Origin of the sequence: Caproiciproducens sp. NJN-50, from assembly GCF_004103755.1 — a bacterium.
Taxonomy (GTDB): domain Bacteria; phylum Bacillota; class Clostridia; order Oscillospirales; family Acutalibacteraceae; genus Caproicibacter.
This window is the reverse complement of record NZ_CP035283.1, coordinates 1,025,122-1,051,220: the sequence shown is the minus strand read 5'-3', so window position 1 is coordinate 1,051,220 and position 26,099 is coordinate 1,025,122. Positions and strand designations below refer to the sequence as shown.

Genomic DNA, 26,099 nt, shown 5'->3' with positions numbered 1-26,099 from the left:
GAACGCAAAGATGTTTCTTTGCGTTCTCCCGCATCAGCCGCCCGGTGCATCCCTTTCAAAATGCGCTGCCGGGGACCCGGCGGCCCTTTTCAACTACTCTTCCCATATGATTCGCACAAAGCGGCGGCCTGAGTTCTCACCCAAACCGCCGCCACGCAAATACAACTTACTAATTTGTTGAGTCAGTAATTGTTTTGTCTAGGGGGTTTCGCTTAACCAACCTTAGCAACGTTAACCTTCTGGCCATTGACATAGACACCGGTGGAAGCACCGGCAGCGCCGACAGCCGTAACTTTGTAGAAGTAATTGTTGCCGCTGTGGCTTACCAGCTGAGAAGTAAACACGCCGGCAGTGCCAAAGCCAAAGGTCGGAGCAGCGGAAGCTGTAACTTTATACTGATAGGAAGCACCCTTCTTCACAGTGATGTCCGTTGTGGTGTCGCAAACAACTCCGCCAACCGTAATCACGAGAAGTTTTGTGCCGTTTACATAGATACCAGTCTTTGCGTTAGCCGCACCCTTCGCGGTAACCTTGATGAAGTAGTCGTTGCCGGACTTGCCAACATTGGCAATGTCAACAACACCAGCGGTACCGGCGGTCATAACCGGAGCAGCGGACGCATCCGTAATCTTGAACTGGTAAGTCGCGCCAGAAGCAAGGGTAAAGTCATTGTTGGTATCGGAAGTGAAGGTCTTTTCCGGGGTCTTCAGAGCGGTCAGGTTGCATTCAGCCATGCCGTAATCTTCGTCCTCGTCGCCGTCTTCGTCAACCACATAAGCCTCAAGGGTCGCTTTGTTTTCGTCGGAGAACACATCGTCGAAATCAACACACTTTACAGTCGCGGTGCCGTTGCCGTTATCGGTCAGCTCAAACACGCCGCTGTTGTCGTCAATGTCAAATTCAATGCTGTAGCCTTCCGGCAGAGAGGTGCCAGGAGCATAAGCGGTAGCCGTGTAGGTCGCGCTCTCGTTCAGAACGATCTTGTCGGAAGTCTTGTTCATCGCAAGGCCAGCAAACTGGAGCTGGTCAACCACAAACGTATCCGTGGATTTGCCTTCGTTGCATTTAACGGTGAAACCGTAGAAGTCGAGGTCATCATCATCAACCGTATCGGTAGCCGCAGTAAAGATCGTGCTGCCAGCCGTAATCGTATTGTCTGTAACCTTAACCAGGACACCGGAAGCATCGTCGCCCACATAGAGCTTGTTCGCGCCGATGTACATTGTACCGGAACCGTCGAGATCATCAACACTAAGCTTGCCGTTAAACACGACCTTGCTGTCGTCTTCAATCGTCACCGCATTGATGTCAACATCGCCGGTGAAAGTGATATCGTCGTCCTCGTCGGTTGTCTCAAAGATCGCGTCGTCAGCCGTCGCATTCTCAGGAGCAGGAATCTCGCCCTGGAAATCCTCAGCCTGCATGTCGACACCGTAGCCGGCAAAATCAATCGCTTTAATGGTCGACTGATCGCCGAACAGTTCGATCGTGCATCCGCCCTCGTCATCGGTCGGCGCGGAGGAAACAATGCTGTTTACGGTAACAGCGCCGTCGTCGCTGTCAATGGAAATCTTCTGGGCCTTAACCGTACCGACAGAAATCGGCTCGTCGTCTTCCGTGCCCTCAAGATCAACCGTACCTTTGCTTGTAATGCTTGTTGCGGAGCCGGACGTCATACTTACGCTGCTGTCGCCCGCATCATCGTCTTTAATTGTAATCGCACCCACATCGTTGTCCGCGTCAATCGAAACTACCGCGTTATTCTTTGTGGTAATGCTGTCAACCTTGACATCGGAATCCTCGACGCTGACATCGCCCTTTTTCAGGTCAACCGTACCGACCTTCTTCGCGTCATCAATCGTCAGCTTGCCGACATACCCCTTAATACCGTCAAGACTTGCGTCATCGTTGACAGTAACATCCGGAAGATCAAAGTTGCCATTGTCTGTAACGAATTTCACAACGAAGCCGCTGTCAATTTCCGTTGTAGCCGCGGCAGTGCTGGAATCCGCTTTGTAAGAAAGCTGGTAGTCGTTATCGCTGTCTTTGTAAATGGTATAAGACGCGTCGTCGGAAGCAAGAGTATCGTTTGCGTAAGCTTTCTTTTCGATCTTCACCTTGGATTTAATGTCATCGTCATCGGCAACATTGTCTTCCTGAGCGTCGGTCACTTTACCCTTCAGGGTGATGTTCGCGGTGCCCGCGTCATTTTTCACCGTCGCGTAAACAAACTGCGAGAAACCAGTATCACCTGCGGTAGCGGCCGCATTGTAGGTATACGTAACTAGGGGAGTAGGCGTAGAAGTCCACGTGACATCAGCAGCTGCTAAAATAAACAACTTATCGCCATCATCCATTGTAGAAGTTGTTGTATCATCGCTTACCGCAATTGATCCTGTCGCATTACCACTTGCAGGCAACGCATCGCCTATATAGTAGTTATAAGCTGTTGTCGAACTAGCATTTGTAAATGTGGCTGTCGTTGAAATTGCACCCAACGTCAAGTCACTCGGAAGGGTTCCACTATCGCTGTCAAGAGAGGCAGACGTAGCGACAGACGTCAGCGGTGCTCTGTAAACATAAGTAGCCACCAGATTTTCGCAGGCACTGTCAGAGTAAACCTTAACCGAATCGCCAATATTTGAAACAGTTACCATTCCCGATCCTGCCGTTGTACCAGCCTTAGCAGTAATCGTTGTTGCACTCGATGCGCCTGCTTCTTTGGCATAATAGGTGTTGGAAGTGTCGTTCGTAAAATCGACTACCTTACTTGATGTCGTAGCCGAAGCAGTCAAGCCGCTCTTTCCGCCGTCAATCAGGCTTACGCCGTTGGAAGTAACATCAAGATCATCATCATTGCTGGACTCCAAAACATAATAAATGTCATTGGGGCTCTGATCTATGAAGTCATCTTCATCTTCGAGAGCATTTTCGGAAACCGTCGGAACAGCTTTCCACTGAGCCAAACAACTGTCAGCATTTTTTTCCGCTTTAAAAACGGAAACAGCTTTGTAGTCGTTGGCGGCCGTGGCGATCTCCGCGAAGTTGTCGTCATCGTCATCGTCGCCGTCAAGTTCAGGCGAATCCGTGCCGACTACCATAGCGCCATCATCAGCGAAATAATCTCCATCCATGTCACCGGCATCGCCAATCACCGTGGAATTCTCATCCACCGCGTGAATCGTGATCTGCGTGCTGGCCGTCACAGAAACTTCGTTGTCGTCGTCGTCCGTATAAGTACCCTTGTACAGAACCGCGATGACTTCGTCACCCTCGGAATCGCTCTTGCGAAGGCTCAGCTTTACCTCGCCGCTGTCGTCATCATCATCGTCGTCACCGATATCCCAGGAAACCAGCTTGTCGCCGGAAACATGGGAGATCGAATAAACTTCCGGATCATCCACATCCTGATGATCGGCGGTCTCCAGCGGAGCGGCACCGTTCACATAAATGTAGTCCTGGAAATTCGTGACGCTTCTCTCGTCTTTGTCTCCGCCGTTGACCAGCCAGAACTCGTCGTTATCCGGGTCGTCGGTCAGAACGCCGGTCGCATGCTTCGTGGAAGCGGATGCGAGGGTGACCGGAAAGCTGGAAGCAATCAGTGCTAATGAAAGCAGAGCTGCCAGAGCTTTTCCTCTGAATTTTTTCATCCTTTTTGTCCTCCTTAAAATAGTTCGTTGTGCATTTGCGTGTGCTATGAGAATTTTAACATACATCTTGGCCGAAGGGTGCAAGTCCTCCGGCTGAAAACGACGCCCGCGCCCCCGCGCCCCACAGCGCGCCTGAACGCAGCGGTTGCGGACACCGCTCATATGTTTAATTGGATTATAAGATATTTGGCACTTAATGTCAAGTACATTGTGGATATATTTTTGAATAAAATTTGCCCATGAACGATAATTTTTACAGATTTCAAGCCAAATTCTTCAATTTCTTCGGAAGAATTTGGAAAGGCCGCGGCGGGATCTTCCAGCTATGGGAAACAAGCGGTCCCAGCAAGTCCCGAAAGAGGAAATTTATTCCGTATTTCATATCAAAATTCAGCCGGAGCCATAAAATTTTTTGATCGGACGGCATCGCAGAGGCAGGAGGCGTTTTTCTTCCCGGAAAGGACGCGGACGCGGCAGGGAGCCGCCGCGCCGGAACGGGACGCCGCGGGGCACCGGACGGGCAGGACCGCCCCGCCGGAGGGCAGCCCGCACAGGGCCAGACGGTTGCAGCAGGAGCCGTGCTCTTTCAAATAGGAACAGGCCGCGTTCCCCGTGCAGTGGCGCACGGCGGGCAGCTCCGCGTAGCGGGAGGCGATTTCGCCGCCGCCCTGATACGGGCCGTTGCTGATGAGAATATGGTCCGCCGCGACCTCAAGCGGAAAGAAATACCCCGCCGTGCCGTGATGCGGGGCTTTCAGCACGGCGTACCCGTCGTACATCCGCGCGGAGGCCGCAAGGAGGCTTTCCGGCGTCGCGTCCCCCGTCATCAGGATGTCGTCCTGCCCCGGCCCGCCCCGACGCACGTTCTGAAACACCGCGCACGCGGCGTTCAGCGCCCCGGAGTACGCCTCCCGCGTTTTTCCGGCGGCCAGCAGGTCCGCCGCCGCCCCCGCGCACGGCAGCAGAAGGAGGTCCGGGACCAGCGCCCGGATCCGCTCGTACAGTTCCCGCGTCTCCTCGGCTTCCTCCTCCCGCACGGGAGCGGAGGAGACCATCAGCCGGTAGGCGGCGCAGAATCGCTCCCGCAGCCCCAGGAACTCCCGCGCGCACGGCGGAAGGAGCGGGGCGGAGAGCATCGCGTCGATCTCCTCCACGGCGGCGGAAAGCTCCCCCGGATAGGGAAAGCCGGTCTCCGGCGGCCAGATCACCTCGTACTCCGTCCCGTCGAAAAGGAATCCGTCCCCCTCCCGCACCGGGAAGACGGCCCCGGCCCCCGCAAGCCGCGCGGCGCGCGTAAAAAGGGTCAGAACGGCCGCATTGACCTGCGCGTAACCGGTCAGGCGGCTCAAGAACACGGAGACGTCGAGGGCGAATTCCAGCAGAAGAGGCCGCCCGTCTTCGCCGCACGGAGGGACCGGAAGATACAGCGAGCCGAAATAGCCCGGCGCTGTTTCCAGAATCCGCCACAGGCCGCACAGGTGGTCGCGGTGGCAGTGGGTCAGAAAAAAGGACCGGTTCTCCGCTTCAAAATACCGGGGGATGATCGAATCCGTCACATATTCGTAGAATCCCGGCCCGTCCTCGCCCAGCCGGAGGTTGCTGCTGCCGCAGTCCACCATCAGGATGCCGCCCCGGTCCCCGCCCAGAACGATGCATTCCCCCCAGCCGACGTCGTGCAGGTCAATCCACCGCACCCGTTTGCTCCTCTCCGGGGGAATCCGGTTCCCTGCGGCTCCATCCGGAATCGAACCTGCCGCCGCGCCACTGTCCGGAGCGCACGACCTGCCCGCCCCGGTACTCGGTCCCTGTTCCATGGGGTTTCCCGTCCTTCCACTCGCCGGTGTAGAGCAGGTTGCCGTCCATGTCGAACGCGGAGCCGCGTCCCGTGGGGATGCCGTCCTTCCAGCGGCCGATGAAGACGGAGCCGTCCGAGGAGCCGAACGCGACGCCCATGCCGTCGCGCAGATTCCGTTTCCAATTCCCGGCGTAGCACAGCTTTCCGGATTGATAATAATACACGCCGAAGCCGTCGCGCTTGTCGCCGAGGTATCCGCCCTCGTAGGCGGTATGGCCGTTTTCCATCTGCGTGCGGCCCTGCCCCTGCCTCAGGCCGCCGATCAGCGAACCGAAATACAGATAGCTCTCCTCTTCGCTGACGACGATGCGCTTTGCGGGGATGAGGCCCTCGCCGAACAGCGGCTCGATGCGGGCGGATTTGCGGTCCAGCTCCCTTGCGTGGATCACTTTTCCGCCGAGGCCCTTGGCGGCCACGCTGTATTTGACGGGCGCGGGACTCGGGGCCGGGGCCGGATTCGGGATGGGGCCGGGCTTCGGCGCCGGAACGGGATTCGGGATCGGCCGGGGATCGGCCGGCTCGACGGAAAAGATCTCCCGGTCGACCGCGTAATCCGACGAATCCAGGTCCTCCGAAGCCCGCACGGACGCGCCGAGGACCGCGCCCGCCGCAAAGGCGGGGACAGCCTCCGGTTCTTCCTTCCCGGCTTCCTGCCGCCGGGATTCGGAGCCGTCGTTGCGTATGTAGGAAAATTCGAGCCGCGCGTCCCCTCCGGTATCCGTCCAGTCCGGGTCCGGGACGCCCCCGTTCTCCTCCAGCCGGCGGAAAAGGGCAAGGCGCTTCTCCCGCTCCGCGGGCCCACAGTAACAGAAAAGGCCCCCGCCGGTGCGCGCCAGCACCCTCGGCTCGCCTCCGGCCGCGCTGTTGACATAGCTCTGCGCCGCCGTTCCGGGCCGCACCGGGCAGGAAAGCAGCTTTTCCCTGCGATAGCGGCCTGTTCCGGCGTCGAATTCCAGCAGCTCAAGCCCGTCTCCGTCCGGACGCAGAAGCACCTCCGGGCGGCCCGTGTCCGCCGTGAAATACGCGGAGCGCAGCCAGCCGAGGTCCCTGCCGTAGGCCGCCTCGGACAGGATCGCGCCAGACAGGTTCCGGGTAATCAGCCGGAAGCCGTCCGGACGCCGGAAGGATTCCTGAACCACCGTCCTGCCGGAGGTTTTGCGCCAGCGGAACTCCCCGCCGCCGATCTTGTAACGGGCCCGGACGACGCGGCCGTTTTCGACCCCGCGGGCCAGGCCCTTCGCCAGGCCGTCGGAAAACGCCTTTTCCAGCGCGCCGGACAGCAGGACATCCCCTTCCCCGCCGCCGTCGAACGGGCGGCAGGACACCGAGTGGAAAACCGTTTGCGAAGATTGTTCCGGCATGGGCCAAGAACTCCTTTCCCGAGGAAACTCTTCCCTTTTTCTTTTCTTGTTCTATCCTACCCTAATTTTATTAAATTTTCAAGAATTCCACAGAATTCTTTCGCTGGTACAATTATGTAACAAAATTAACAATTTTTCGGCAGAAAAGAATCTGCTAACTATTATATATAGTATAGGGAGCTTGCGGAAGGATCCGCCGCATCCTGAAAACAGTTGCGAAAAGAAAGAGGGACGGGCTATAATAGTTCCGTCCCTCGGAGTTTTCACTCTCACTTAAACATATACTGCATGCTGTCCATCAATTCCCCGACGGTATGCAAAGTCTTGTTCGCGCGTTTGCGGAAGCTGCGGTTGTTCTTCATCATCTGGGTGCCAACCGTGGCAAGAGCCATCCCGGCAACAAGGCCGGTCCCGATCCCGCGCACAAAATTCATCGTCTGCTTGTACATTCTACAATACCTCCAAACGCAGAAAAAAATATGAATGAAATTTCCTTTCATTATTTTGCCTCTTTCCCTTCGGATTATTGAAGTGAAATGCTGGAAAACCGCCTTAAAAATTACATTTTTAAAATAGAAAAGGAGAATACTATGCCGGAACTCAACATTGTCATGGTGGAGCCGGAAATCCCGCAGAACACCGGGAACGTGGCGCGTACCTGCGCCGCGACGGGAGCGCGGCTTCACCTGGTCGGCCCGCTCGGATTTGAAATCGACGACAGGAGGCTCAAACGGGCGGGCCTGGATTACTGGCACCTTCTTGATATCACCTGTTACAAAAGTCTTTCCGAATTTTTCGACCAAAATACCGGGAATTTTTTCTATTTCTCCACGAAGGCGCGGCATGTTTACACCGAGCCGGCCTATCCGGACGGCAGTTACCTCGTTTTCGGAAAAGAGACGGCCGGTCTGCCGGAAAAACTTCTTTACGAAAATCCGGATTCGTGCGTCCGCATCCCGATGAGAAACGACCCTTCCGCGCGCAGCCTGAACCTTTCCAATTCGGTGGCCGTCGGCGTATTTGAGGTGCTGCGCCAGTGGAAGTTTCCCGGAATGCTTTGCAGCGGCCAGCTTCGGCAGTATCACTGGTAATCGGTCTCTTTTCCCGATAAAATTCGTATCAGCGGCGGGCCGCAGAACCTTGAAAATGCCATTCATTGGTTGTATAATAAAAAAAGTTTGTCAGAAAGGTAACAATATGGAAACGATCTCCCAAAATTCTTCCTATGGAAAAGGAGAGGTACTTGATGAACGCTTTGAACAAAAAGACCGTAGAGGATATCGACGTGAAGGGCAAGCGGGTCCTGGTCCGGTGCGATTTCAACGTCCCGTTTGATTCGGACGGAAACATCTCCGACCCGAAGCGGATCGACGAGGCCATGAAAACGATTTGCTATCTAAGGGATCACGGGGCAAAAGTGATTCTCTGTTCCCACCTGGGCCGCCCGAAGGGCGAATTCAACCCCAAATACTCTCTCGCGCCGGTGGGTGACTATCTGTCCAAAAAGCTGGGGACGGAAGTCAGAATGGCAAAGGATGTCATCGGCGAAAGCGCGAAAAGCATTGCCGCGAATCTGAAGGACGGCGAAGTGGAGCTGCTTGAGAACGTCCGCTTCCATAAGGAAGAGGAGAAAACGACCCCGCTTTTGCGAAAGAGCTTGCTTCTCTCGCGGAGATTTACGTCAACGACGCATTCGGGACCGCGCACCGGGCGCACGCTTCCACCGCGGGCGTGGCGGATTACCTGCCCGCCGTATGCGGATACCTGATCCAGAAAGAGATCACTGTCATGGGCGGCGCTCTTGCCAATCCGAAGCGTCCGTTCGTCGCGATCCTCGGCGGCGCGAAGGTCTCGGACAAGATCGGCGTCATCACGAATCTTCTGGATAAGGTGGACACGCTGATTGTCGGGGGCGGCATGGCCTACACTTTTACGAAGGCGCTCGGCTACTCCATCGGCTCCTCCCTGGATGCAAGAAGACAAAGTCGGCCTTGCCGCGGACCTGATGGCCAAGGCAAAGGAAAAGGACGTGCGTTTCCTGCTCCCTTTGGACAATGTCGTGGCGGACGAGTACGACAAGGACGCGCAGTATAAAACCGTCGATTCCGACAAAATTCCGGACGGCTGGATGGGCCTGGATATCGGCGAAAAAACCCGCAAGCTGTTCGCCGAAGCGATCCGCGGGGCCGGCACCGTCGTGTGGAACGGCCCGATGGGCGTAAGCGAATGGGAAAACTTCGCGGGCGGCACCGTCGCCGTCGCCAGGCGGTCGCGGAAAGCGGGGCTGTTTCGATCATCGGAGGCGGCGACTCGGCTGCAGCCATCGAGAAACTGGGTTTTGCGGATAAAATGACCCATATCTCCACCGGCGGCGGCGCTTCCCTCGAGTTCCTGGAGGGCAAGGAACTGCCCGGAATCGCCTGCCTGAACGATAATAAATCGGAAGGGGCGGAATTCCGCCCCTTCCTTTTCCTTCCCATACCATATCATACAGGAGGTCACCGTTATGAATAAAAAGCTGAGAAAAGCCGTAATTGCGGGCAACTGGAAAATGAATCAGACGCCAGAGGAAGCAAAGGCGCTGGCAAGCGCGATCCTGCCAGCCGCGCAGGACGCCGGCTGCGAAGTCGTGGTCTGCGTTCCGTTTGTGGACCTTTTCCCTGTTCTGGAAACCGCAAAGGGATCCCGCGTCGGTGTCGGCGCGCAGAACTGCCACTGGGCGCCCTCCGGCGCGTTTACGGGCGAGATTTCCGCTCCGATGCTGTCTTCCATGGGCGTGCAGTACGTCATTATCGGACACAGCGAGCGCCGCACCTATTTCGGCGAGACGGACAAGACCGTGAATCAGCGCATCCGCGCGGCGCTTGACAGCGGGCTCAGCGTCATTCTCTGCGTCGGCGAATCTTTGGAACAGCGCGAACAGGGGATCACCTCTGAATTGGTCTCCATGCAGACGAAAATCGCGCTGCGCGGCGTTTCTGACGAGGAGTTAAAACGGATCATCATCGCCTATGAGCCGATTTGGGCGATCGGGACCGGCAAAACCGCGACCGCCGGACAGGCAAACGAGGTCTGCGCGACCATCCGGTCGACGGTCGCTTCTTTGTATGGTTCCGCGGCGGCCGACGCTCTGACCATTCAGTACGGAGGCTCCATGAACGCGAAAAATGCGGACGAGCTTCTGGCTCAGCCCGACGTGGACGGTGGCCTGATCGGCGGGGCCTCCCTAAAGCCGGACGACTTTGCCCGGATCATTCAGGCGGCAAGCAAATAATCCCGGAAGGAGTACAGGAATGAAAAAACCTCTGATCCTTATGATATTGGACGGATTCGGCATCGGGCCGCAGGAGGGAAACGCCGTCAAAGCGGCGTCGAAACCGAATCTTGACCGTCTTTTTTCTGAAAATCCCCTGACACAGATCGGGGCTTCCGGAATGGACGTCGGCCTTCCCGACGGGCAGATGGGAAATTCCGAAGTCGGACATACGAATATCGGCGCCGGCCGCATCGTTTACCAGGAACTGACGCGGATCACAAAATCGATCGAAGACGGTGACTTCTTTGAAAACCCGGCTCTGCTCGGCGCGGTCGATGCGGCGGCATCTTCAGGCCGTGCGCTGCATCTGATGGGCCTTCTTTCCAACGGGGGCGTGCACAGCCACAATCAGCATCTTTACGCGCTCCTGAAACTTGCAAAGCAGCGCGGCTGCGGCAGAGTCTTCGTACATGCGTTTCTGGACGGCCGCGACGTCCCCCCGGCCTCCGGGAGGGATTTTGTCCTCGACTGCCAAAAGCAGATGGCGGAAATCGGCGTCGGCAAAATCGCGACCGTAATGGGACGCTATTATGCGATGGACCGCGACCACAGATGGGAACGGGTCGAAAAGGCTTACGACGCGATGGTCCTCGGCAGAGGCATTCAGAACGGCGATCCCGCCGCCGCGGTGGAGGAATCCTACCGGAACGGCGTGACGGACGAATTCGTCCTCCCCGCAGTCTGCGACCCGGAAGGCCGCGTCGCTTCCGGCGACTCGGTGATCTTCTTTAATTTCCGTCCGGACCGCGCCCGCCAGATCACCCGCACCTTTGTCGATCCGGAATTCGACGGTTTCGAACGGGCCGGCGGTTTTTTCCCTCTCCGCTTTGTCTGCATGACGCAGTACGACGCGACGCTGCCGAACGTCGACATCGCCTTCCGCCCCCAGCAGCTGAAAAACACGCTGGCGGAAGTGATCTCCAAAAACGGAATGACACAACTGCGCATTGCCGAAACGGAAAAATACGCGCACGTTACTTTTTTCTTTAACGGCGGCGTGGAAACCGTCTACCCCGGCGAGGACCGCGCGCTGATCAACTCGCCGAAAGTCGCCACTTACGACCTCAAGCCGGAAATGAGCGCCTACGAGGTGACGGACGCGCTGGTGGAGCGGATCCGCAGCGGCAAATACGACGTAATTATTTTGAATTTCGCGAACTGCGATATGGTTGGCCACACCGGGATCTTCGACGCCGCAAAGGCCGCCGTGGAAGCTGTGGACGCCTGCGTCGGCCGTGTGACCGACGCGATCCGCGAAACAGGCGGAATTGCGCTGATTACGGCGGACCACGGGAACGCCGAGCAGATGACGGAGCCGGACGGCTCGCCGTTTACCGCGCACACGACAAATCCCGTTCCGTTCTGCGTGATCGGATATCCCTGCACTCTGCGCTCCGGCGGGAAGCTGGCGGATATCGCCCCCACAATGCTGAAAATCCTCGGCCTTCCCCAGCCTTCGGAAATGACCGGGAAAAGCATCATAAAATAAGATCAACAGTAAAAAGGGCTGTCTCCGGCTTTTCATTGCCGGAAGACAGCCCTTTTTAACGTCTCCTTAAAGTAACTTGTTCAGAGCATTTACAATTCGACGATGTGCCGCAATGCAGTCGCTGAAGACGGAAGGCGCATCCGCTCCGCTCTTTTCTTTGATAAAATCGGCCTCCTGTTCTTCCTGAGACAATACCTGTTGAAAATAATCCGCATAAGATTTCAGAGAGCCTGATCCTGACGGAAAGTGGGACGGCGGTGTTGAACTGCTGGTGACGATAACCATTCCCTCAGGTGGCGTTGGCCGTGCATACATCATCCCGCAGTCCTGAGACGACAAAACACCCATATCCACTAAATCAGAAAGTACAGATTGAAAATCGGAATTGGACAAATTAGTAAAATCATATTTTTTCTGAAGATCCTGTTCCCGCACATCGGTCAGCGCATTGTCTTCTTCGGGGCCCTGTGATCCCAAAGGAGATAACTGAATGGTATCAAGATTGTTTTTTAAACTCTGAGATGCTTCTTGTAATGTATCATCAAACGATGTGCTGCTTTTTACGTTTCCGCTCCATGAATGGTAGTTTAAGTTGCCGGTAAAATTTGACTGCAAGGAAGAAATTCTGTTACTCACCATTTTTAATCACCTTCATTATAGAGAATTCCTGTGCTGATCAATCTCTTATTATCGCTGGTATACTGTACGCAGCCTTTTAAAGAACTGTTATCGGATTCCGTGTAATAGGAAACTGTTTGATACTTATTTCTAACAAGAATCGGACTCATGGTCTTTCCATCGTGGCTCAAATACAGTGTGGCGGGAATTCCAGACGCCGTCTCCACCAAAAAAGTTATTTTAACTTCCCACCCCGTCGGATCTATACCTGTTAATTTTTTATATTTTGTTATTAAATCATCTTTCACAGCTTTCGTTAAATGATATGTAGTAGTCGAATTACTAACCGGATAGTATGCTTCTGCCGATATGCTCGTATAATATTTTTCCCCCGCAGGATAAATAGAAATGGAATAAACACGTGTCCCGTTTCTGCCGCTGGATAACATTTGCTTGGTGTTGCTGATTTTATCTGCATCGTTAACAGATTTAATTTGCGCTGCACTTGCCGCGATATTTCCAATTGAAAAGATCATGCCTAAAACGATTGCAAACATCACAAAAATATTTAGTTTACTTTTTCTCATTTTTCCGCTCCTTTCGAAAGTAGACTGCCAAACTCAAAAATTCTCATCCTCCTCTCATTTAATTTATTTTAAAATAACATATTTTCCATTTTTTGTCAAGTTTAATGCTCTTTTATGTATATACGCTTGCGATTTTTATGTATATAATAAAAATTTAATATTAATTACAGTTGATAATAACCTTATTAAAAAAATTCGAGTAGGTAATTTTTTCTTTTACAAATATAGTAAGATATAGAAAATCATTCTTTTTTTATCGGTGTCCGGCTAATTATTTTCGGATTCCTTTCCTTTGTATTGACTTAAAAGAATTGAAAGATATAATATAGATAAATAAAGTCAATCCAAAAAACAAAATGAAGATAAGGGGATGAGGTTACGAAAAAGATAGAAATGATTATTCGCCCGGAAAAACTGGAAGAGGTAAAGAGCGTCCTCAACAGCCTTTCCATCAACGGCCTGACGGTGACTCCGGTTTCCGGCTGCGGAAATCAGAAAGGCCTGAAAGAGGTTTACCATGGAACCGTATACAATCTGAATCTGCTTCCGAAAGTAAAGGTGGAAACGGTTGTACACGACGAGGTCGTAACCGATCTGATCTCAAAAGTCTGCGAAGCGGTCAAAACAGGTGAAATCGGGGACGGAAAAATTTTCGTTTATAATGTGGAGCAGGCAGTCCGCATTCGGACGGGAGAACAGGGGAAAGACGCGATCTAATAAGCCGTCTTCATCATAATCCATTCAAGTAAAAAACTTTTATGGTACGGGATCTTTTTCTTAAGATCCCGTACCATTTTTGTGTTCAGGAATATCGGGGGTGCAAAATTTTCCCTGCTGAAAATAGAAGATTTCATTCCGGGCCGCGATTGAATTTGTCTCTGAAAAATGATAAGATAAAATAAAATAACGGTATGCCAACCGCCGGGAGGGGTCTCCATTGCTATTCAGGAAAATGATTGCCGTTTTCCTTGTTTTTGCCGTTCTTCCGTTTGTCCTGACAGGATGTAAAAGCGGCAGGCCGTCAAACGCCGATAAAACCATCGCTTATGGGCTGACGGATGAGCCGAAGACCCTGGACCCTCAGATCGCCTCCGATTCCTCTTCCATAATCGCGATCCAGGCGCTCTTTGAAGGACTTGCCAGGCTGGATGCCAAAGGGAACGCGGTTCCCGGGGCAGCCGAGCGCTGGCAGGCAAATTCGGACAGCACGGAATTCACCTTTTCCCTTCGCAGCACAGCGAAATGGAGCGATCAAAAGCCCGTCACCGCGGATGATTTCGTCTACGCATTCCGCCGGGCCGTTTCTCCGCAGACCAATTCTCCCGTCTGTTCGCAGATGTTCTGCCTGAAAAATGCCAGGCAGATCAACGCCGGAAAACTGGCGCCGGAAAAACTGGGAGTTTCCGCAGCGGACAGCCATACATTGAAAGTGGACCTGGAATATTCCTACCCGGATTTTCCGAAGCTGACCGCAAATTCCGTTTTCATGCCCTGCAACCAGGCGTTTTTTGAATCCACTTCCGGGCGCTACGGCCTGGATTCCTCCTTTGTGCTCGGAAACGGCCCGTTCCGCATCGACGGAAAATACGGATGGGCCCACGACCAATATCTGAATCTGAAACGTTCCTCCTCCTATTCCGGCGGCCAGGCTCCGCTGCCGTCCAACGTGAACTTTCGCGTGAACGGTGAAGACACCGATCTGAGCGACCCTGTCGCCGCCCTGAAAAACGGGACCGTCGACGCCGTTTCCGTTTCCCACGCACAGGCCCTGGAGGCGCAAACCGACGGATGCACCATCGCCTCATTTCAGGACAGCACCTGGGGCCTCTGCTTTAACACCTCGTCGGATCTGATGAAAAACGTGAACGTCCGCAAAGCCTTTTTGCAGGCGCTGGACCGGAAGAAGGTCCTAGCCCATCTGCCGCGGGACGCCTCGGCGGCGGACGCCATCTTTCTTCCGGGCACCACCTTGCTGGGGGAAAATTACCGAAAACTCGCGGGCTCTCCATTCCTGCTTTCCCAGGACGCAAAAGCCGCGCAGACGCTCGCTTCAGGCCTTTCTGAGCTCGGAATTTCCGGAAGCGGCAAAATGGGATCCGTAAATGTCCTGTGTCCGGATGACGAAAATGTTAAGCTAATGCTCAACGAGATGATTATTTCCTGGAATACGCAGTTCCATAATTACTTTAATCTGGAGGCAATGGACGAAAGCTCCCTTCTTTCCAAAGTCGAGTCGGGAAACTATGTGGCCGCCCTCTACCCCGTCAGGCCGGACGGAGACGGCCCCGCCCAGGTTCTGTCCCTGTTCCGCAGCAAGGATAAGGGGAATTTCACCGGATACAGCAACGCCGCTTATGATTCCCTCCTGGCAAAAGCGGAAAACGGGACAGGAACGGAAGCCGCCACGGATTACGCCGCGGCGGAAGAATACCTGAACCGGCAGGCTGTTTTTTACCCGTTGTATTATGGGAAGCGATACTACGCCATGGCAAAAGGCGTATCCGGAATTTCGTTTCACCCGTATCAGGGTGGCGTGGACTTTATCAACGCGGGCAAGGAATAGCAGCAGCAGGAATCCGATCACTACCGCCATCCGGAAACTCCCCGGACGGCGGTTCCTTTTTTCTGTCCCTGCCGGAAGGAAACAAAATCCATTTTTTTGATAAAATGGATTAGACACAAAAACGATCGGCGAAAGAAGGAATCCGTATGTATACCGATCCCCGTTTAACCGCCGGAACGCTGGAGCAGATCCGGCGCGTCCGCGGTACCGGCGCCTGCCAGAGGCGCTTTCAGGAAATCATCCGGCAGCAGAAGGAAGGCGCGGCAAAGCTGCTGAACGGCGGAGGACTGCGCTTTGCAACCCTGTTCGCGCTCAAGCCCCAAATCGAAGAGGCCGGGCTGGAACCCAAACTCAGCGGAAAAATGCAAGCCGCGCTGCAGATTTGCAACAAAGTGCTGGAAGAAAAAAAATCTCTGCCAGGCGGCGGGATCCCCTATTCGGATGAAAATGTCCGCAACGCTTTTCAATGGATTTTCCAGACAGGGGCTCGCGACGACGGCCTGAGCAACGAGTACGATGAAATTCTGGATCTGTGTGCCGGCGTGCTGACGCGCAGATACCGCGAAAAAAATATTCTGTCCGGACTTACGGAACTGATCTTCCGCCGCAATCGGAAAAAAGGGTATCTCCACGATCTGATCTGGGCCTTTTTCCAGATTCACGACCCTGGTTCCCTTCGGTACATCGCCCCGTATCTGCGATCTTCCAATACGAGGGACAGGGAACTTGCCCATCTGCTGCTGCATCTTCCGGAAGGCGGCGACGTGCGCAAACGGGAGGAACAGTACCGGAATTTCATGAGCTGGCTTCAGGAAAACAGCGCCTACCTTTATTATACGGGAGAAAGCCTGCAAAGCTCCAACCAGCCGGAAATCTGCAGTCTTGACCGCGAAGCGAAATATCTCGGAAAACAGATTTCCCCGCGCAAACGAACGCCGGTCGATCCCCTGACCCAGGAGGAAGAGGAATCCCTGAGCTGCTTCGCGCAGGCGGAAGAAAATGAAAAAGCCGTCCTCTCCGATTATTCCGGAAAGCTTCACGCGCGCAATCCGGAACTCTGGAACCAGTGGATTCATTCTCCGGTTTCCGAACAGATTCGCGTCGCAAAAGGCGGGACGGGGAGGCGTTTGGTATGATTTTCATCGCGGGCGACAAGATTGAGCCGGAGTCAATTCCCGGCGTTGCACAGGGCAGTGTGGAAAGCTCAGTTCTCACGCAGCTTGCTTCCTCAAGCGAGAAGCTCGATTACGACTCCCGGGAGCAATTGTTGTTTGAACTGCACGTGCGCAGCCAGACCGTAGCCGCCGCCAGAGAATTGGACCGCAGCGGCATGGATTTCGCGATTTTCAGGAAATCCAGATGCAACCCGAACTTCTGGGACCGCACGGCGGAAGGCGGATTCCGGCTGAAAAGCGGCGCCAAGCCCAGCGAGGCGATTCAGGATATTTTTGAGCACGGGCGCAAGTACGCGACGGAATGCGCGACCGCCATGGTCATCGTCTACTACCGCGCACTTCTCGCCGTTTGGGGACCCGAAACGTTCGACCGGGTCTTTCCGAAGATCGAACTGATGAACTGGCACCACCTCGACTGGCTTCTCCGCGAAATCGGCCTGATGAAAAAATATCCATTCTATCTTCCCGGCGACCGCCGCTACTTTGCAAACCCGGACGTCGACCCGCTGACGCCGGAATGGCAGGGGGAAAACGTCATCGATCTGAACGGAAAGCTGTACTACGGACACGGCATCGGAATCCACGACGCGGATTTCATCATTCGGTCCCTGAACGGAAACAGAATTGAGGACGCGGATGAATCCGCCTATCTGATGGATTCCGCAGGCCGCCCGAACTACAAAAACCTGTTTAAGGTCTCTCAGAACCGCTGAGCGCGCTTCTCACCATACTCCACCCGGTTCCCTCCCCGCTTTTTTCCCTCATACATCCTGTCGTCCGCTTCATGAATCAGGGAATCCAGCGTGGAGTTCTCCTCCATCTGCGCGACGCCAAAGCTGCACGTGATTTTTATTTCCCGGGTGAAACACTTCTTTTCAACCGCGGAACGGACCGTTTCAAGAATCCGCACAGCCTCTTCCAGGCTCGTTGCGGGCAGCAGGACCACAAACTCGTCTCCTCCCCAACGGACCAATAAATTTGAATCGGGCAAGATCGCCCGGATCATGCCGGCCAGTTCGACAAGGACATGGTCGGCAACCGTATGCCCGAACCGATCGTTGACGGATTTGAACTGGTCGATGTCGAACAGGGAGAGGGAAAGCGGTTCCCGCTGCCTGCGGCAGATTTTTTGCCATCTCGCGAACTCCGAAAAAAGCCTGTTGCGGCTGGAGGCTTTAGTCAGCTGATCGGTATAGCTCATTTCGAGCAACCGGGTCTTTGTAAGGAATTCCCTGTATTGCTGCTTGTTGCGGCCGAGCGCAAAAATGGAGCAGATCAGAACGGTGGCCGAAAAATAGATGATGCTGGCCGTCATTTCGTTCGGGTCCAGCCGGCCAAGTTTCCTCCAGGAAAAAAACAGGAAGCCGGAGATCCCCAAGACCGATACCAAAAGCATGTTCCGGTATCGGTTTGGAAAAAGAAAAACCGCCAGTACGATAATGTACAGCCCCGACGCCTGAATCATAAAGTCCGGAGGATCGTATTGAACCATCACAAACAGAAAAAGCGCAACCGCGAGCAGTTCGGCGGCTGTCGTCATGCGGTAAAAGGACCGGAACCCCCTGTTGCCGGAATAATACATGGAAAACAGGATAAGAAGGGCGGTAAAAACAGTGCGGAATAAAACGATGAGCGTTCTGCCGGTTCCGCTGGCAATAAAAAGGAGATCGGGGATCAACAAAAGCTCATTGAATATTCCAACCGCAAGGCAGATCTTATTCATATACCGGCGGCAGGACAAAAGCTGATAATTAAAATACGCCTGACCGCGCTCCGATTTGCCGTTATGGTCCGCGGATAACAGCCTGACGTGTCCAAATGCGGTTTTTTTCATTTTTGACACATCCTGTCCCAAGTAAGGCACGATTCACGGTTTGCTGCGTGCTGTTACTGATAATTATAATATTGAACCAATCCGCCGTAAAGGCTTCGCACCCCCATCCCCGAAAAAAAGGTTGACAAAATCTATATCGAAGAATAGAATAAGGAAAGATTACAGCCGGTAAATGCGGAATTCGGCCTGCTGCGCAAAATTTAAAATATTATGGAAGCCGTACGCCAATGGTGGCATGGCAATCAACCATATAGTGATGATTCAGAAGTCATTTAACTCGCTGTTTAGGTTAAGTGGCTTCTTTCTTTTTTGAAGCGCACCGCTTTAGCGCATTAGCGGCCCAATCCGCAGCCGGAAATAACAGTTTGTGGAGGTACCTGCAGCATGATGAAAAACATTGGGTATTACAATGGAAAAACCGGCCCGATTGAGGAAATGACCATCCCCATGAACGACCGCGCGGTCTATTTCGGCGACGGAGTGTACGACGCAACTTATGCGGTAAATCATATTATTTATGCGCTGGAAGACCATATTGCACGTTTTTACCGCAGTTTTTCCAAACTGGAAATCCCATTTGCCATGTCGAAGGAAGAACTTGCGAAGACCCTGCAGGAGCTGGTGGAGCAGGTGGATAATTCCGAAAGCCTGATGGTCTACTGGCAGACCACCCGCGGAACCGGGATGCGCAACCATGCTTTTTCGGAGGGCCCGGCAAATCTTTTGGTTGCGATCCGGCCGATTCCGCTGACGCCGATCGACAGGACCCTGAAGCTGATTACAGTGGAAGACACGCGGTTCCTGCACTGCGATATCAAGACGCTGAACCTGATTCCGAGCGTGATGGCGGCTCAGCGCGCCAAGGAAGCCGGCTGCCAGGAAGCGGTGTTCCACCGCGGCGAAACAGTCACCGAATGCGCGCACAGCAATGTTTCCATTATCAAGGACGGCACTTTCCGCACCGCGCCGCTGAACAACCTGATCCTTCCCGGCACCGCCAGAAAGCATCTGGTCGCGCTCGCCGAAGAGGCCGGTCTGAAAGTCTGCGAAAAGCCGTTCACCGTAACGGAACTGATGGATGCCGACGAGGTCATTGTCCACAGCTCCGGCACCCTGTGCAACGCCGCTGTTGAGATCGACGGCAAAAAGGTGGGCGGCAAAGCTCCCGAACTGCTGAAAAAGCTGCAGAACGCCGCTGTGAAACGGTTTGAGGATTACACGAAATCGAAATTCGCGGACTATGCAAAATAACGGCGAAAGGATTGTCACGACTGAAATGGATCAGGAAGCATTGACCGAACTGAACGTCGGACAGAATCTCGACGACCTGATGAATCTGGACCCCCGCGGATACGGGGTCTGCCGGATTCTTTACGAAGGATCGCGGAAGCTGGCCGGCGAACCGCTTACGATCCACGCGGCAAAAAAGCTGATGGAAACCGTCAGGGAAGGCGACGAAGTTTTAATCCTGACCGGTTTTGTCCTGACTCCTTCTCTCTGCGCGGAAACGGACGGAATTATCGGCGCCATGCTGTTTGCAAGGGCGGTTCAAAAGGCGTTTCGCGCAGTGCCGGTCCTCGTCTGCCCGGAAGAAAACGTACCGGCGGTCAGGGGAATCGCTCCGCTGATCGGACTCCATCTGTACGAATCAGTGAAGGAAGCCAAGCGTTTTCCCTTCTCCATGGCATGTCTGACTTTTCCAAAGGACGCGGAAAAAGCTGCAGCGCGCGCGGAAGAAATTATCGCACAGGGTCTCCCCTCCGTTGCGGTCACCATTGAATTTCCGGGCGCAAACGCGAAAGGCGAATATCATAACGCCGTCGGCAAAAGCGTTACCGCTCTGGAAGCCAAAGCGGACATTCTGTTTGAAAGACTTCAGGAAAAGGGAGTCCCTACCATCTCTATCGGAGATTTGGGCAATGAAATGGGCCTCGGTACGCTCGGCGGCCATTTAAACCGCTATATCCCCTACGCCGCGCCGGGAGCTTGCTCCTGCGGCTGCGGCTGCGGAATCGCCGTTGCAACCAGAGCGGAAACCGTCCTGACCGCAACCGTTTCCAACTGGGGCAGCGACGGAATGATTGCGGCGCTCGCATTCCTGAAAAAGGACCCGGAAATTCTGCACGACGGAGAACTGCTTGCAGAAGTCATTAAAACCGCCTCCCGGTGCGGAATGGTCAACATGGACGGTTCCCTGACCCCGGCGGTGGACGGCTTCGGTCTGAAAATGAACGTGCTGATTCTGGAACTGATGCGCGAATGTGTCACATACGCTTTGGACTACGCAAATTACGAACCGGGCAGAACCTGGTTTCAAAAAGTATTGGAACTTGGATTTTTTCAGCATAAGGAGTGATGACGAAAGTGCCTCAGGCGAGAATCCTGACCGCGGGCGACAGCGCCCTGACGGTAGAATTCGGCAATGAAATCAGCGAGGAGATCAACGGCAAGGTCCTCGCGCTGGACAACGCCATTCAAAAGGAAGGCATTGTCGGCATTACCGAAACCATCCCGACTTACCGTTCTTTGCTGATCTGCTACGACCCGTGCGCCATCCGGTATGCGGCCTTGAAGCGCAGGGTGTCACGGCTGGCGGAGCGGCTCGGCGCCGCCTCCTCCGGCGCGGGCCGGATCGTCGAAATTCCCGTCTGCTACGGTGGGGAATTCGGGGAGGACCTGCCGGACGTGGCGGCTCACGCGGGGCTTTCGGAAGAAGAAGTCGTCCGGATCCACTCCTCAAAGGATTACCTGATTTACATGCTGGGCTTTCTGCCCGGTTTCGCGTATCTGGGCGGCATGGATTCGAGGATTGCGACTCCCCGCCTGAAAACGCCGCGCGTCAAGATCCCGGCCGGCTCGGTCGCCATCGGCGGCGAACAGACCGGAATCTACCCGATCGCCTCCCCCGGCGGCTGGCGGCTGATCGGCAGCACGCCGGTCAGGCCCTATGACCCGGACCGGGAAGACCCGATTCTGTACCGCGCGGGGGACCGAATCCGTTTCGTCCCCGTTTCGGCGGAGGAATACAGAAAAATTCAGGCTCTTGCGGATCAGGGAACCTATCCGTGTACCGTTCGGGAAGGGGGAACCGGCAATGGGATTTGAAGTTCTGAAGCCGGGTCTTTTGACAACGGTACAGGATTTTGGGCGCACCGGGTATCAAAAGCTCGGCATCTCTCCTTCCGGGGCGCTGGACCGCAGAGCAATGACTCTCGCAAATCTTCTGGTCTGCAATCCCGCCGCAGAAGCCCTCTTGGAGCTGACTTTCACGGGTCCGGAACTGCGGTTTACCGCGGATAACTTCATCGCGGTCACCGGCGGAGACCTCTCCCCCGCCCTGAACGGAAAACCGATTGCCCGCTATGCGGCCCACCCGGTCAAGGCCGGAGACATTCTTTCCTTCGGTCAGGCGAAAAGCGGCTGCCGCGCTTATCTGGCGTTTGCCGGGGGACTCGGCCTTCCGGCTGTTATGGACAGCAAATCAACCAATTTGAAATGCGGCTTCGGCGGATATCAGGGCCGCAAACTGCTGGCGGGCGACACGATCGGCTTTGCGTCTCCCAAAAAGGAGCTTCCGTTTTTTCCTCTCCGCACGCTGGAATCTCCCACTTTCGGTGGAGAAGTCAGCCTTCGCGTGATTTTAGGCCCGCAGGAAGACGCGTTCACCGAGGGCGGAATCCGCACCTTTTTTGGGGAATCCTATGAGGTGACCCCCCGCTTTGACCGAATGGGCTGCGCCTTGGAAGGGCCGACGGTCGAATGCAGAGAGAAGGCCGATATTATTTCCGACGGAATCCCCGACGGGGCGGTCCAGATTCCGTCAAGCGGCAAGCCGATCATCATGCTGGCCGACCACCAGACAACGGGCGGATACACAAAAATCGGAACCGTGGCTTCTGTCGATCTTCCGCTGCTGGCTCAGTGCAAGCCAGGCGATTCCGTGCGGTTTGAACGGATTTCCGTCGCGGATGCCCAAAAGCTCCTGCGGAAAGAGGCTAAAAAGCTCCGGAAGCTGAACCGGTATCTCAACGAATAACATCTTATCAAAGCAGCTGCCGCGCCGCCCTTCGGACGGCGCGTCCGGCAGCGGAAACGGAGGTCGATTGAATGGATCTTACAACGATGGCACCTTCCGAGGTTCGGAAATTGATCCGCAAGGGGGAAATCACCGGCCCGACCGCCGGCCTGTGCGCCGGGTACGCGCAGGCGAACCTCGCCGTTCTTCCAAAAGAGCTGGCTTATGACTTTCTGCTGTTTTGCCAGAGGAACCCGAAATCCTGCCCGCTGCTGGAAGTCTCCGATGTGGGCAGCCGGGAACTGCACACCATTGCGAAAAATTCGGATATCGCCACGGACATTCCAAAATACCGCGTCTATGAAAACGGCACGATGGTGGAGGAATGTACCGACGTTTCCCATCTCTGGCGCGACGATTTCGTCAGCTTTTTGATCGGGTGCAGCTTCTCGTTTGAATCGGAACTGTTGGAGTCCGGCGTTACGGTAAGGCATATTGAGGAAAACCGCAACGTGCCGATGTACCTCACCAACATCGACTGCGAACCCGCGGGGATTTTCAGCGGGAAGATGGTTGTGTCCATGCGCCCCCTTCCCCACGGCCAGGTGGTCCGCGCCGTGCTGATCACAGGCGGAATGCCCCGCGTCCACGGCGCGCCGATTCACATCGGTTCCCCGGAAGCGATCGGAATCCGGGATATCCATCATCCGGATTTCGGCGACAGCGTCACCATCCGCGACGGCGAAGTGCCCGTGTTCTGGCCCTGCGGCGTCACGCCCCAGTCGGTCATCATGAATGTGAAACCCAAGATCGCCATTACGCACTCGCCGGGGCACATGCTGATTACAGACGTGAAAAACGTACAGCTGAAGTATTGAGGAAAGGGGAACAGGCATGAATCAAATAGACTTGAACTGCGATTTGGGGGAAAGCTTCGGCACCTACAAACTGGGAATGGATGAAGAGGTCATCCCGTTTGTCTCCTCCGCCAACGTCGCCTGCGGTTTTCACGCTTCCGATCCCGTGGTGATGCGCAAGACCGTGGAACTGGCCGGGAAAAACGGCGTCTGCATCGGCGCTCACCCGGGCTTTCCGGACCTGATGGGGTTTGGCCGCAGAAATATGAAGGTTTCCCCGCTGGAAGCTAAGGCATACGTTCAGTACCAGATCGGCGCGCTCGATGCTTTCTGCCGGGCCTTCGGCGTCAAGCTGGTGCATGTCAAGCCGCACGGCGCCCTGTACAACATGGCGGGCAAAGACTACGACCTTGCCAGAGCCATCTGCGAAGGAATCGCGGAAATCGACGGCAGCCTGATTCTGCTCGCCCTTTCCGGCAGCGAAATGATCCGCGCCGCAAAGGATACGGGCCTGCGCGCCGCCAGCGAGGTGTTTGCCGACCGCGCTTACGAAGAGGACGGTTCTCTGGTTGCCCGAACCAAGCCGAATTCCATGATTACGGATGAGAACGAGGCGATCCGCCGCGTGGTCCGCATGGCGAAAGAGGGAACCGTGACGGCGGTCACCGGAAAAGAGATCCCGATTCAGGCGGATTCCGTCTGCGTCCACGGAGACAACGCCAAGGCGCTGGATTTTGTACAGAAGATCCGCTCCGCGCTTACGGCGGAGGGAATCAAAATTACGCCGCTTCCAACAATCTGTCTTAAAGGGCCTCGTTAAAAATTTGCTCCGTTTCCTGTAAATTAACTGGAAAGCCTTGACTGTTTTCCGCTGGTCTTTTATAATGGAACATGTTTGAATCAGGGTTCGTTTCTTCCTGCATTTTACCGGCTTTCAAAGGGAAGGAAATGTTCGGTCCCTCAGAAACTGAATATTCGGTTGAAGATTCCGGGAGAGACCGCCCGCCGCGGCGGCGCCGAAGGGGAATGCAAAAACTCTCAGGCAAAAAAACCGGGATCCGACGAAACTCCGGAAAGCCCTTTGGGCACCGAAGAGGCAATTCCCTGTTTGGGGAAGAATCTTTCAGGTTATGAAACGGAGGCATACGGCAGAAGTATCTGCCGTATGCCTCCGTATTTTTTATGATTCCACTTTGGAAAGAAGAGAAGACTAATGGAACTCAAAACCCCTCTTTACAGCCGACATGTCTCCGCAGGCGGAAAGATCGTTCCGTTCGCGGGATATCTGCTTCCCGTTCAGTACCCCTCCGGCGTGATCGCCGAGCACATGGCGGTCCGCACCGCCGCCGGCCTGTTCGACATCTCCCACATGGGTGAGATCATCCTTGAGGGCAAAGATGCGCTTGCAAACCTGCACCACCTGCTGACGAACGATTTTACCAGCATGTACGACGGACGCGTGCGCTACACCCTGATGTGTTACGAGGACGGCGGAGTGGTGGACGATCTGGTCGTATGCCGGATCAGCGAGACAAAGTACCTGCTGGTCGTCAACGCCGCAAACCGCAGGAAAGACGCGGAGTGGATCAGAACCCACCTGACAGGAGAAGTCCGCTTTGAGGACGTCTCCGACCGCGTCGCCCAGATCGCCCTGCAAGGCCCGAAGGCACCTGAAATCCTGAAAAAGCTCGCGGAGGAATCCTCCATTCCGCAGAAATACTACACTTTTGTGGAAAAAGGGACCGTGGGCGGCGTTTCCTGTCTGGTCTCCCGCACCGGCTACACCGGCGAACTCGGCTATGAATTTTACTGCGCGCCGCAGGATGCGGAACGGCTTTGGGACCTTCTTCTGGAAGCCGGAAAGGAGTATGGCCTGATTCCCTGCGGGCTCGGCGCGCGCGACACGCTCCGGCTGGAGGCGGCCATGCCTCTCTACGGCCATGAAATGGATGAAACCGTCAATCCGTTTGAGGCGGGCCTTTCCTTCGGCGTCAAAATGGACTCCCATGATTTTATCGGAAAAGAAGTCCTTTCCAAAAAGATGAACCCTTCCCGTGTGCGGATCGGCCTGACGGTGACCGGGCGCGGCATCGCGCGCGGCGGCGAACCCGTGCTGACCAATGGATCTGAAATCGGAAAAACCACCTCCGGCACCTTCTGCCCTTATCTGAAAGAGGCGGTCGCCATGGCCCTGGTCGACAGTTCCCAAACGAAGGTTGGAGCCGAAGTGGAACTGGAAATCCGCGGCCGCTGTGTCGCCGCAAAGATCACGGCTCTTCCATTTTATAAAAGATCCTGAAAAGCAGTTTGCAAAATGATCCATTGAGCTTTCTTACATTATGTTTCTAAAGCCCAGAGACTTTAACGGTTGAATTTAAGGAGGAACAGTCATGAATCTGCCAGAGGAACTGAAATACACAAAATCCCACGAATGGGTCGCCCACCAGCCGGACGGCAGCGCCAGGATCGGCCTGACCGACTTCGCTCAAAAGGAACTCGGCGATATCGTTTTTATCAACCTTCCGCAGGAGGGTGACTCTGTGGATTCCGGAGCGGCGTTTGCGGACGTGGAATCCGTCAAAGCCGTTTCCGACGTTTACAGCCCCGTGACCGGAACCGTTCAGGCGGTCAACGAGGAACTTCTCGACGCACCCGAGCAGCTGAACAAAGCTCCCTACGATTCCTGGATGGTGCAGGTCGGCGAAATCTCCGCCACGGAAGAATTGCTATCCGCCTCCGAATATCTTACCTTCCTGTCCGGAAAAGAAGGAGACTGAGT

General features: G+C 54.9%; 22 protein-coding genes, 2 pseudogenes and 2 riboswitches. Of the genes and pseudogenes, 17 read left to right on the top strand and 7 right to left on the bottom strand.

What is annotated here, in order from left to right; genetic code table 11:
• Positions 1 to 212: 212 nt before the first annotated feature.
• The 4 genes from EQM14_RS05005 to EQM14_RS04990 form a co-directional block, all read right to left on the bottom strand.
• The gene (locus EQM14_RS05005; RefSeq protein ID WP_128741920.1) at positions 213 to 3,650 is read right to left on the bottom strand and encodes a hypothetical protein; all 3,438 of its coding nucleotides are present in this window, start codon (positions 3,648 to 3,650) and stop codon (positions 213 to 215) included.
• Positions 3,651 to 4,033: 383 nt separating this feature from the next.
• Positions 4,034 to 5,344, bottom strand: coding sequence for a hypothetical protein (locus EQM14_RS05000; protein ID WP_128741919.1), 1,311 nt, complete (start codon positions 5,342 to 5,344; stop codon positions 4,034 to 4,036).
• Positions 5,331 to 6,866, bottom strand: a complete 1,536-nt coding sequence (locus EQM14_RS04995) for a hypothetical protein (RefSeq protein WP_128741918.1) — start codon at positions 6,864 to 6,866, stop codon at positions 5,331 to 5,333. Before EQM14_RS04995 ends, EQM14_RS05000 begins: the two co-directional genes overlap by 14 nt.
• A gap of 269 nt (positions 6,867 to 7,135) precedes the next feature.
• Complete coding sequence (locus EQM14_RS04990; protein ID WP_128741917.1) at positions 7,136 to 7,315, bottom strand: hypothetical protein; 180 nt, start codon at positions 7,313 to 7,315, stop codon at positions 7,136 to 7,138.
• 141 nt (positions 7,316 to 7,456) lie between these two features.
• Here EQM14_RS04990 and EQM14_RS04985 point away from each other — a divergent pair, with 141 nt between their 5' ends.
• The 5 genes and pseudogenes from EQM14_RS04985 (at position 7,457) to gpmI (ending at position 11,671) form a co-directional block, all read left to right on the top strand.
• Complete coding sequence (locus EQM14_RS04985) at positions 7,457 to 7,957, top strand: tRNA (cytidine(34)-2'-O)-methyltransferase (RefSeq protein ID WP_128741916.1); 501 nt, start codon at positions 7,457 to 7,459, stop codon at positions 7,955 to 7,957.
• Positions 7,958 to 8,091: 134 nt separating this feature from the next.
• A pseudogene (locus EQM14_RS04980) lies at positions 8,092 to 8,960 on the top strand (phosphoglycerate kinase).
• A pseudogene (gene pgk / locus EQM14_RS16955) lies at positions 8,872 to 9,380 on the top strand (phosphoglycerate kinase). The pseudogenes EQM14_RS04980 and pgk overlap by 89 nt, the downstream one beginning before the upstream one ends.
• Positions 9,373 to 10,140, top strand: a complete 768-nt coding sequence (gene tpiA, locus EQM14_RS04975) for a triose-phosphate isomerase (RefSeq protein ID WP_128741915.1) — start codon at positions 9,373 to 9,375, stop codon at positions 10,138 to 10,140. Before pgk ends, tpiA begins: the two are co-directional and overlap by 8 nt.
• Before the next feature lie 19 nt (positions 10,141 to 10,159).
• Positions 10,160 to 11,671 carry a 2,3-bisphosphoglycerate-independent phosphoglycerate mutase gene (gene gpmI, locus EQM14_RS04970; RefSeq protein ID WP_128741914.1) on the top strand — a complete coding sequence of 504 codons (1,512 nt, stop codon included), beginning with the start codon at positions 10,160 to 10,162 and terminating at the stop codon, positions 11,669 to 11,671.
• Between the two features lie 66 nt (positions 11,672 to 11,737).
• On the opposite strand, the gene EQM14_RS04965 is transcribed toward gpmI, so the two are convergent.
• Complete coding sequence (locus EQM14_RS04965; protein WP_128741913.1) at positions 11,738 to 12,310, bottom strand: hypothetical protein; 573 nt, start codon at positions 12,308 to 12,310, stop codon at positions 11,738 to 11,740.
• A 2-nt stretch (positions 12,311 to 12,312) separates the two neighbouring features.
• Positions 12,313 to 12,876: a hypothetical protein gene (locus EQM14_RS04960; RefSeq protein WP_128741912.1), complete on the bottom strand. Its 564-nt coding sequence runs from the start codon at positions 12,874 to 12,876 to the stop codon at positions 12,313 to 12,315.
• A gap of 393 nt (positions 12,877 to 13,269) precedes the next feature.
• Between EQM14_RS04960 and EQM14_RS04955 the strand changes: the two genes are divergently transcribed.
• The 4 genes from EQM14_RS04955 (at position 13,270) to EQM14_RS04940 (ending at position 17,327) form a co-directional block, all read left to right on the top strand.
• Positions 13,270 to 13,593, top strand: coding sequence for a P-II family nitrogen regulator (locus tag EQM14_RS04955; RefSeq protein ID WP_128741911.1), 324 nt, complete (start codon positions 13,270 to 13,272; stop codon positions 13,591 to 13,593).
• 220 nt (positions 13,594 to 13,813) lie between these two features.
• The gene (locus EQM14_RS04950) at positions 13,814 to 15,439 is read left to right on the top strand and encodes a peptide ABC transporter substrate-binding protein (RefSeq protein ID WP_128741910.1); all 1,626 of its coding nucleotides are present in this window, start codon (positions 13,814 to 13,816) and stop codon (positions 15,437 to 15,439) included.
• Positions 15,440 to 15,585: 146 nt separating this feature from the next.
• Complete coding sequence (locus EQM14_RS04945; protein WP_128741909.1) at positions 15,586 to 16,575, top strand: hypothetical protein; 990 nt, start codon at positions 15,586 to 15,588, stop codon at positions 16,573 to 16,575.
• On the top strand, positions 16,572 to 17,327 hold the full coding sequence (locus tag EQM14_RS04940; protein ID WP_128741908.1) for a protein-glutamine gamma-glutamyltransferase: 756 nt from the start codon (positions 16,572 to 16,574) through the stop codon (positions 17,325 to 17,327). The genes EQM14_RS04945 and EQM14_RS04940 overlap by 4 nt, the downstream gene beginning before the upstream one ends.
• Here the strand turns inward: EQM14_RS04940 and EQM14_RS04935 are convergent.
• On the bottom strand, positions 17,315 to 18,448 hold the full coding sequence (locus tag EQM14_RS04935; RefSeq protein WP_128741907.1) for a GGDEF domain-containing protein: 1,134 nt from the start codon (positions 18,446 to 18,448) through the stop codon (positions 17,315 to 17,317). The two genes, EQM14_RS04940 and EQM14_RS04935, sit on opposite strands and share 13 nt — an antisense overlap.
• 387 nt (positions 18,449 to 18,835) lie before the next feature.
• Here EQM14_RS04935 and EQM14_RS04930 point away from each other — a divergent pair, with 387 nt between their 5' ends.
• The 8 genes from EQM14_RS04930 (at position 18,836) to gcvH (ending at position 26,097) form a co-directional block, all read left to right on the top strand.
• A complete protein-coding gene (locus EQM14_RS04930) occupies positions 18,836 to 19,699 on the top strand; it encodes an aminotransferase class IV (RefSeq protein ID WP_128744237.1) in 864 nt (287 codons plus the stop codon).
• A gap of 25 nt (positions 19,700 to 19,724) precedes the next feature.
• On the top strand, positions 19,725 to 20,804 hold the full coding sequence (locus tag EQM14_RS04925; protein ID WP_128741906.1) for a DUF4392 domain-containing protein: 1,080 nt from the start codon (positions 19,725 to 19,727) through the stop codon (positions 20,802 to 20,804).
• The gene (pxpB, locus tag EQM14_RS04920) at positions 20,804 to 21,553 is read left to right on the top strand and encodes a 5-oxoprolinase subunit PxpB (protein WP_243112637.1); all 750 of its coding nucleotides are present in this window, start codon (positions 20,804 to 20,806) and stop codon (positions 21,551 to 21,553) included. Before EQM14_RS04925 ends, pxpB begins: the two co-directional genes overlap by 1 nt.
• Complete coding sequence (locus EQM14_RS04915; RefSeq protein ID WP_128741905.1) at positions 21,543 to 22,484, top strand: biotin-dependent carboxyltransferase family protein; 942 nt, start codon at positions 21,543 to 21,545, stop codon at positions 22,482 to 22,484. The genes pxpB and EQM14_RS04915 overlap by 11 nt, the downstream gene beginning before the upstream one ends.
• A 71-nt stretch (positions 22,485 to 22,555) precedes the next feature.
• Positions 22,556 to 23,341, top strand: a complete 786-nt coding sequence (locus tag EQM14_RS04910; protein WP_128741904.1) for a putative hydro-lyase — start codon at positions 22,556 to 22,558, stop codon at positions 23,339 to 23,341.
• 16 nt (positions 23,342 to 23,357) lie between these two features.
• Positions 23,358 to 24,140 (top strand): LamB/YcsF family protein, encoded by a 783-nt coding sequence (locus tag EQM14_RS04905; protein WP_128741903.1) that lies wholly within the window; start codon positions 23,358 to 23,360, stop codon positions 24,138 to 24,140.
• A gap of 159 nt (positions 24,141 to 24,299) precedes the next feature.
• A riboswitch (glycine riboswitch) is annotated at positions 24,300 to 24,384 on the top strand.
• Positions 24,385 to 24,387: 3 nt separating this feature from the next.
• A riboswitch (glycine riboswitch) is annotated at positions 24,388 to 24,461 on the top strand.
• Positions 24,462 to 24,533: 72 nt separating this feature from the next.
• Complete coding sequence (gene gcvT / locus EQM14_RS04900; RefSeq protein ID WP_128741902.1) at positions 24,534 to 25,619, top strand: glycine cleavage system aminomethyltransferase GcvT; 1,086 nt, start codon at positions 24,534 to 24,536, stop codon at positions 25,617 to 25,619.
• 91 nt (positions 25,620 to 25,710) lie between these two features.
• Positions 25,711 to 26,097 carry a glycine cleavage system protein GcvH gene (gene gcvH, locus EQM14_RS04895; RefSeq protein ID WP_128741901.1) on the top strand — a complete coding sequence of 129 codons (387 nt, stop codon included), beginning with the start codon at positions 25,711 to 25,713 and terminating at the stop codon, positions 26,095 to 26,097.
• The last annotated feature ends 2 nt before the right edge of the window (positions 26,098 to 26,099 follow it).